Origin of the sequence: Collinsella aerofaciens (assembly GCF_005844325.1) — a bacterium.
GTDB lineage: Bacteria > Actinomycetota > Coriobacteriia > Coriobacteriales > Coriobacteriaceae > Collinsella > Collinsella aerofaciens_G.
Genome location: NZ_SPFY01000027.1, coordinates 22,936 through 28,935 on the forward strand (window position 1 = coordinate 22,936; position 6,000 = coordinate 28,935).

Consider the following 6,000-nt stretch of genomic DNA (forward strand, 5'->3'; position numbering starts at 1 on the left):
TCATCGCAGCGCCGCGCATACGCTGCCATCGATTTGACTTACGCCCAGCCTTCCTTTTTGAAAGGTTGGGCTTGGCTGCGCGGGCTCAATGCGCTTTCAAACGCATGCATCGCCGCGTTGAACTACAATGTGCTTCACCATATGTGCAGTACATTGGGTGCGCCAAGTTGGCGTACTCGTATCGAAAGGACCAGCCATGAGCTTCACTCGCAAGACTCTCAAAATCCTTGCTCTCATCTACTTTGTTTTGGGCATCGCCAGCCTCGTCACCGCCGGCGTCGGTATTGCCACGGGCGGTCTCGATTCCACGTACGGTTCGTACGCCACACTCGCAGCGGTCGTGCTTATCGCCAAGGGTCTCGTCGACCTTGCCGCAGGCGTCGCCGGTATCAAGGGCGCCAACAAGCCTTCGCAGGTGGACGGCGCGTTTAAGCTCGGTATTGTTGCCGCGGTCGCCACGCTTGCCCAAGCGGTGCTCACGCTTCCCGCGTTTGGCGGCGACGCCATCAACTTTGGCGCCTTTGTCATCGTGGTGTACGACCTGTTCTTTGTTCAGCAGGCACACGCCGTTAAGGCCGAGAACAAGGACCGCCTATAAGCGCTCGCTTCTCATAACCCCTGCAGCCAGGCAACTAAAAAGGGCCGATCGCGCATCTCCGCGGTCGGCCCTTTACGTTTGCCCAGATAAAACCTACCAAAATAAACCTGTCCCTTTTTGGCAGGTTGTTAGCTGTGGCGGTACTCGGCGATGATGAAGTCGATATCGGTCTGGAGCGTTTCCAGGTTTGCCAGGCGCTCTTTGTCGGCAGGGCGCGTGCGGTAGTAGTACGGCGTCATCTGGAACACCGCCTCGATATCGGCCTGGGTCTGGAGCGTAATATTCGCAGACACCCGCTGCGTTCCGACCAACTCGAGCTCGGTGGTCTTCGGCAGCTTCTCATCGTTAAGGTACGGCGTGTCGTAGAGCACCTCCTTGAGCCCAAAGAGATGACGGGCACCCGGCACCACGGTGTAGAGCGAGCCCTCGGGTGCCAGCACGCGGGCAAACTCGCGCTCGTTAAAGGGGGCAAAGAGCTCGGTCACCATATCGAAGGCGCCATCGGCCACGGGGACGTCCTTCATGTTGGCCACGAAATAGGTCGCATCGCCGCGCTTGGCGGCAAGGCGTACCATCTCTTTGCCCAGGTCGAAACCGTAAGCATCCACACCCGGCACCGCGCCCATGGCGCTGGTGTAGTAGCCCTCGCCGCAGCAAATATCGAGCAACGTCATGGGGCCGTTCGTAGACGCAGCGCACCCAGCCGCCCGCTCACGCACCAGCTCGACCATTGCATCGCGCAACGGCGCATAGTAGCCACGGTTTAGAAAGTCACGACGGCTGCGTGCCTGCGACTTGGGATCGCCCATGGAGTCACCGCTCTTGGACGAGCGCAGTAGATATAGATAACCCTCGCGCGCACGGTCAAACCGGTGTCCGCCCGCACATGCGGCCCCACGCTCATCGTCCACCAACGGTTCATGGCAAACGGGACACAACAACATGGCAACTCCTTAGCGCGAACAACACAACGCCCACCATTGTCTCACGCCTTCCCCACCTAGTCATTGGGGACGTTCTTGAATGACTAGTTAGAAGAGATAAGGAGTGTCCCCAGCTGCCGACAGAAAAGGAACGTCCCCAAGTGCCGACTGGTTGCATTAGGAGTATCATCATCTGCGCAAATAAGCACGAAAGAGCATGTTAGAGATTGAGAGCGTATGGCTGACACCGTATCTAAGCACATTGACATGACCACCGGCTCGCTGTGGCGCAATATTCCCCTGTTCGCCTTCCCCGTGGCCGCCACGAGCATCTTGGAGCAGCTGTCGAACCTCATCGCCACGGTCATTATCGGTAACTTCTCGGGCGACCAGGGAACCCTCGCCATGGCGGCGGTCGGCTCCAATGTTCCGCTTACCAGTCTTATGCTCAACCTGTTTATTGGCATGTCGCTTGGCTCCAACGTGGTCATCGCCAACGCTATCGGCCGCAACGATCAGAACATGGTCAAACGCGCCGTCCATACCTCGATTTTAATGGCACTCGTGGGCTTTGTCGTCATCGCTCTGGGCGAGATCTTTGCCGAGCCCATGCTCGCCGCGCTCAACGTTCCCGCCGAGACCATGCCGCTCGCCTCACTCTATCTACGCGTCTTTTTGCTGAGCATGCCCTCGATTTTGCTCTACAACTTTGAGGCCGCGATCTTCCGCTCCGTCGGCATCACCCGCATGCCGCTGCAGGCGCTTGCCGTGTCCACCGTCCTCAACATTGGCCTGGACCTCATCTTTGTCCCCGTACTTCACTGGGGCGTCGCGGGCGTCGCCATCGCCACCGCCATCGCCTACACCGTCAGCGCCGCTACGCTCTTTATCCGCCTGCTCAAGACCGACTCTGTCGTCCGCGTCACCCCGCGTGACTTGGCTATCGACCCCGTCGCCCTCAAGCGCATCGTCAAGATCGGCCTGCCAGCCGGCATCCAAAGCGCCGTCTTTGCCGTAGCCAACATCATCATCCAGTCCGCCATCAACAGCCTGGGCACCGAGGTCATGGCGGCATCGAGCGCCGCCATGAGCTTGGAGTACGTATGCTACAACCTGCTCAACAGCTTTAGCCAGGCGTGCACCACCTTTGTGGGACAAAACCACGGTGCCCGCCAGATCGACCGCTGCACCAAAACGCTCAAGGCCTGCCTGGTCGAAGGCGGTATCGTCGCGCTCACCACGATCATCGTTATTGTCGGCCTGGGGCGCGAGATCTTGTCGCTGTTCAACAGCGATCCCAACATCGTCTCGATCGGCTATATCCGCGTGTGCTCGATCTTCCCGGCGTACGCCTTTAGCATGTTCTACGAAAACATGTCAGGCTACCTGCGCGGCTTTGGCATCTCGCTCACACCCGCCCTCATCACCATGATCTGCGTCTGCGGCATCCGCTTCTACTGGGTGTTCTGCGTGTTCCCGCACTTCCGCACCTTTGCGAACATCATGATGGTCTACCCCATCAGCCTGGGCACCACGGCGTTCTTTATGGTCGTGGCGGTACTACTTTGCCACCCGGCACGCACCTATCGCGCCACCCAAGCCAAAGCGACAGCCCGCTAAACACCGCACTCAACGCCACGACAGTCATTAATTGACAATATGCGAGCTCATATAGTCGATAAAGCGCCTCGTGGCGATAGGCATGGTGTCCCAGCTGCGCCAGGCGGCCACCACGTCGCGCGAGGGGGCATGCACGATGGGCCGCACACGAATATCGGCTCGCATGCCCTCCACAGTACGACGGTAGAGCATGCTCACGCCTAGGCCCTCCTCCACCATCGCCATGATGGTGTAGTCGTCAGTCACCTCGCTCGTCACGTGCGGCGACAGCCCATGCGCCGCAAATGCATCGAGCACCAGGCTCTGTTCGCCCTCATCCAGCAGTACAAACGGCTCGGACGCCAGGTCGGCGAGTGTCACCTTTTCCTTTGCCGTCAGCGGATGCGCGGCCGGCAACAATGCCACCAACTCGTCGTGATAGACCACGCGCTTCTCGAGCCCAGCGGTAAATCCGCGTGCCGTAAAGCAAAAATCAACCACGCCATCGTGCACCCACTGGGCGTTGCGCGTGTAATCGCCCTGCTTGAGGGTAAAGCGTACGCCCGGGTGCAGGGCTCCAAAATCGCGGATCACGCGCGGCAACACGGTTCGACTCACGTTGGTAAACGTCGCGATGCGAATATCAGTCGACGAAAGCCCCAGCAGCTCCTGCCGCTTGCCCTCGAGCTCGAGCTCGGCGGTCACAATCTGGCGCAGGTACGGCAGATATTGTTTACCGTCGCGCGTAAGCGAAACGCCCTGCTTTCCGCGCTCGATAAGCATGGTGCCCAGCTCGCGCTCGAGCGCCTTGACGGCCTGGCTCACCGCACTTTGCGTATAGCCCAACTCGTCCGCCGCGCCTTTAAGGCTGCCGCGGTCGACCACCATACAAACAATCTGATACCGCGATGCCATCGTGCCTCCACATCAATGCAGCCGTAAAACGTTTTGCCAGCGCTTTTCGCGCCTACTTTAGCGTTTCTTAATCATACTGAAGATACATTCGCTTTACTACATCAACATCTGAGAGCAGAATCCTTTGTGCGAAACCGTTCTGTAACAAAAGGAGTCCCATGGATCGCAAAAAAGCAATCGCGCTCTCATTTTCCGTTCCCGTCGCATGGGGCTTTTCGTATCCCCTCATGAAGATCGGCATGGACAGCATGAACGCCACGAGCATCGTCGCGTTGCGCTGCATCATCGCCTTTGTGGCCTGTCTGCTGCTCTTCCACAAGCGCGCGTTCCGCATCAACCGCGACCTTATGGTTCGTGCCGCTATCATCGGCGCCATTATGGCAACCGAGCTCACCTGCATGTGCTTGGGCTCCAGCCTCACTTCTGCCTCCACTGCCGGCTTTTTGCAGAGCCTGACGGTCGTGATCGTGCCGTTTGCCAACGCCGCCCTGCTGCGCCGCGCCCCCGAGCGCAAGGTGCTCATCGGCACGGCTATCGTCACCTGCGGCATGCTGCTGCTCTCGGGCGCCGACTTTACCAGCCTGAATCCCGGCGCGATCATCATGCTGCTCTCGGCCTTTATCTATGCCAGCCACATTATCGTGGCCAAGCGCTTTGTCGAAGAAGTCGATCCGCTGTCCCTGGGCGTTTGGCAGCTGGGCTTTGGCGGCCTGTTCTCGGGCATTGCCGCATGCGTCTTTGGCGGTTTCGCACTTCCCAGTACGCCCAGCGAGATCGTGGTCGTCGTTGCCCTCGCGCTCATCTGCTCTGCCTACGGCTTTATCACCCAGACGCTCGTGCAGCCCCACGTGCCCGCCGAGACCACCGGTTTCGCCTTCTCGCTCGAGCCGGTCTGCTCCGCCGTCTTTTCGTTCTTCCTGGTCGGCGAGGTCCTGAGCCCCATCGCCTTCTTTGGCGCCGCCCTCATCCTCACCGGCGTCATGGTAGCAACCGTCGAGCTTCCGCGCCTCCGCGCACATGGACAGGCTCGCATGGCAGGAGCGCCCGAGCACGTCTCGTAGACCCCACTCTTCATACAGCCGCGGCATAAAGGCAACCGGTGCGCCTTTACAATAGATGCCAGCAGAGCATCTGACGTAAAGGAGCCCCATGGACGCCGCGACCCGCGACCGCAACATAGCAACTTGGTTGGGCGATGCACCGCAGCCGGTACGTGACACTACGAACCAGCTGCTCGAGCGCATCGCCCTTTTGCGTGCCGAGCAGACTATCTACCCAGCACAAGACGACATCCTCAATGCCCTCGCCTACACGCCGGCCGACCAGGTCAAGGTTGTCATCTTGGGTCAAGACCCCTATCACGGACCCAACCAGGCAATGGGGCTGTCGTTCTCGGTCCCCGCGACGCAAACCAAGTTGCCACCGAGCCTGCGCAACATTTACAAGGAACTCAAAGCCGATCTGGGTTGTCCCATTCCCGCCACGGGAGACCTAACCCCATGGGCACAACAGGGCGTCCTGCTCCTCAACACTACGCTCACCGTGCGCGAGCATGCCGCCAATTCGCACGCCAAACTAGGCTGGAGCGCGCTCACCGACTACGTTATCGAGCGCTGCTGTCAGCTGCCCCAACCGGTAGTCTTTTTGGCATGGGGTCGCTTTGCCCAGCAGATGGTCGAAGGTAAGCTCGTCGCAACCGGTGCGGGCAAGGCAACCGGCAAGTTCTGCCTGGCCTCCACGCACCCCTCGCCGCTTTCGGCCAACCGTGCCACGGCAGAACTCCCCGCCTTTATGGGATCGCGTCCCTTCTCGGCAGCCAATCGGCTACTCGAACAGCACGGCTCGACCCCCGTCAACTGGACTTGCCTCGGCTAAAAATCGATACATCAAAAACGCGCCCGACGGCTTTCTGAACTGCCTCCCATTTCTTGGACACGAGAAATGGGAGGCTTTTTATGCGTGTCG

At 59.6% G+C, this 6,000-nt stretch carries 6 protein-coding genes; 4 read left to right on the plus strand and 2 right to left on the minus strand.

The window, feature by feature from the left end; all coding sequences use genetic code 11:
- Window positions 1-196: 196 nt before the first annotated feature.
- Complete coding sequence (locus FGQ61_RS08175) at window positions 197-598, plus strand: hypothetical protein (RefSeq protein ID WP_055286664.1); 402 nt, start codon at window positions 197-199, stop codon at window positions 596-598.
- Between the two features lie 128 nt (window positions 599-726).
- Here the strand turns inward: FGQ61_RS08175 and FGQ61_RS08180 are convergent, their stop codons facing one another.
- Window positions 727-1,542, minus strand: a complete 816-nt coding sequence (locus tag FGQ61_RS08180; RefSeq protein WP_138375187.1) for a putative RNA methyltransferase — start codon at window positions 1,540-1,542, stop codon at window positions 727-729.
- A 216-nt stretch (window positions 1,543-1,758) separates the two neighbouring features.
- Here FGQ61_RS08180 and FGQ61_RS08185 point away from each other — a divergent pair, with 216 nt between their 5' ends.
- Window positions 1,759-3,141, plus strand: a complete 1,383-nt coding sequence (locus FGQ61_RS08185) for an MATE family efflux transporter (protein WP_138375188.1) — start codon at window positions 1,759-1,761, stop codon at window positions 3,139-3,141.
- Between the two features lie 27 nt (window positions 3,142-3,168).
- Here the strand turns inward: FGQ61_RS08185 and FGQ61_RS08190 are convergent, their stop codons facing one another.
- A complete protein-coding gene (locus FGQ61_RS08190; protein WP_138375189.1) occupies window positions 3,169-4,035 on the minus strand; it encodes a LysR family transcriptional regulator in 867 nt (288 codons plus the stop codon).
- Between the two features lie 158 nt (window positions 4,036-4,193).
- Between FGQ61_RS08190 and FGQ61_RS08195 the strand changes: the two genes are divergently transcribed.
- Both FGQ61_RS08195 and FGQ61_RS08200 read left to right on the plus strand, forming a co-directional pair.
- Complete coding sequence (locus FGQ61_RS08195; RefSeq protein WP_138375190.1) at window positions 4,194-5,096, plus strand: DMT family transporter; 903 nt, start codon at window positions 4,194-4,196, stop codon at window positions 5,094-5,096.
- 88 nt (window positions 5,097-5,184) lie between these two features.
- Complete coding sequence (locus tag FGQ61_RS08200; protein WP_138375191.1) at window positions 5,185-5,910, plus strand: uracil-DNA glycosylase; 726 nt, start codon at window positions 5,185-5,187, stop codon at window positions 5,908-5,910.
- The last annotated feature ends 90 nt before the right edge of the window (window positions 5,911-6,000 follow it).

What these genes read in the sequence shown, in the direction of transcription:
- FGQ61_RS08195 (WP_138375190.1), top strand. Translation starts at nt 4,194, where the DNA reads ATGGATCGCAAAAAAGCAATCGCGCTCTCATTTTCCGTTCCCGTCGCA.
- FGQ61_RS08180 (WP_138375187.1), bottom strand. Translation starts at nt 1,542, where the DNA reads ATGTTGTTGTGTCCCGTTTGCCATGAACCGTTGGTGGACGATGAGCGT.
- FGQ61_RS08175 (WP_055286664.1), top strand. Translation starts at nt 197, where the DNA reads ATGAGCTTCACTCGCAAGACTCTCAAAATCCTTGCTCTCATCTACTTT.
- FGQ61_RS08185 (WP_138375188.1), top strand. Translation starts at nt 1,759, where the DNA reads ATGGCTGACACCGTATCTAAGCACATTGACATGACCACCGGCTCGCTG.
- FGQ61_RS08190 (WP_138375189.1), bottom strand. Translation starts at nt 4,035, where the DNA reads ATGGCATCGCGGTATCAGATTGTTTGTATGGTGGTCGACCGCGGCAGC.
- FGQ61_RS08200 (WP_138375191.1), top strand. Translation starts at nt 5,185, where the DNA reads ATGGACGCCGCGACCCGCGACCGCAACATAGCAACTTGGTTGGGCGAT.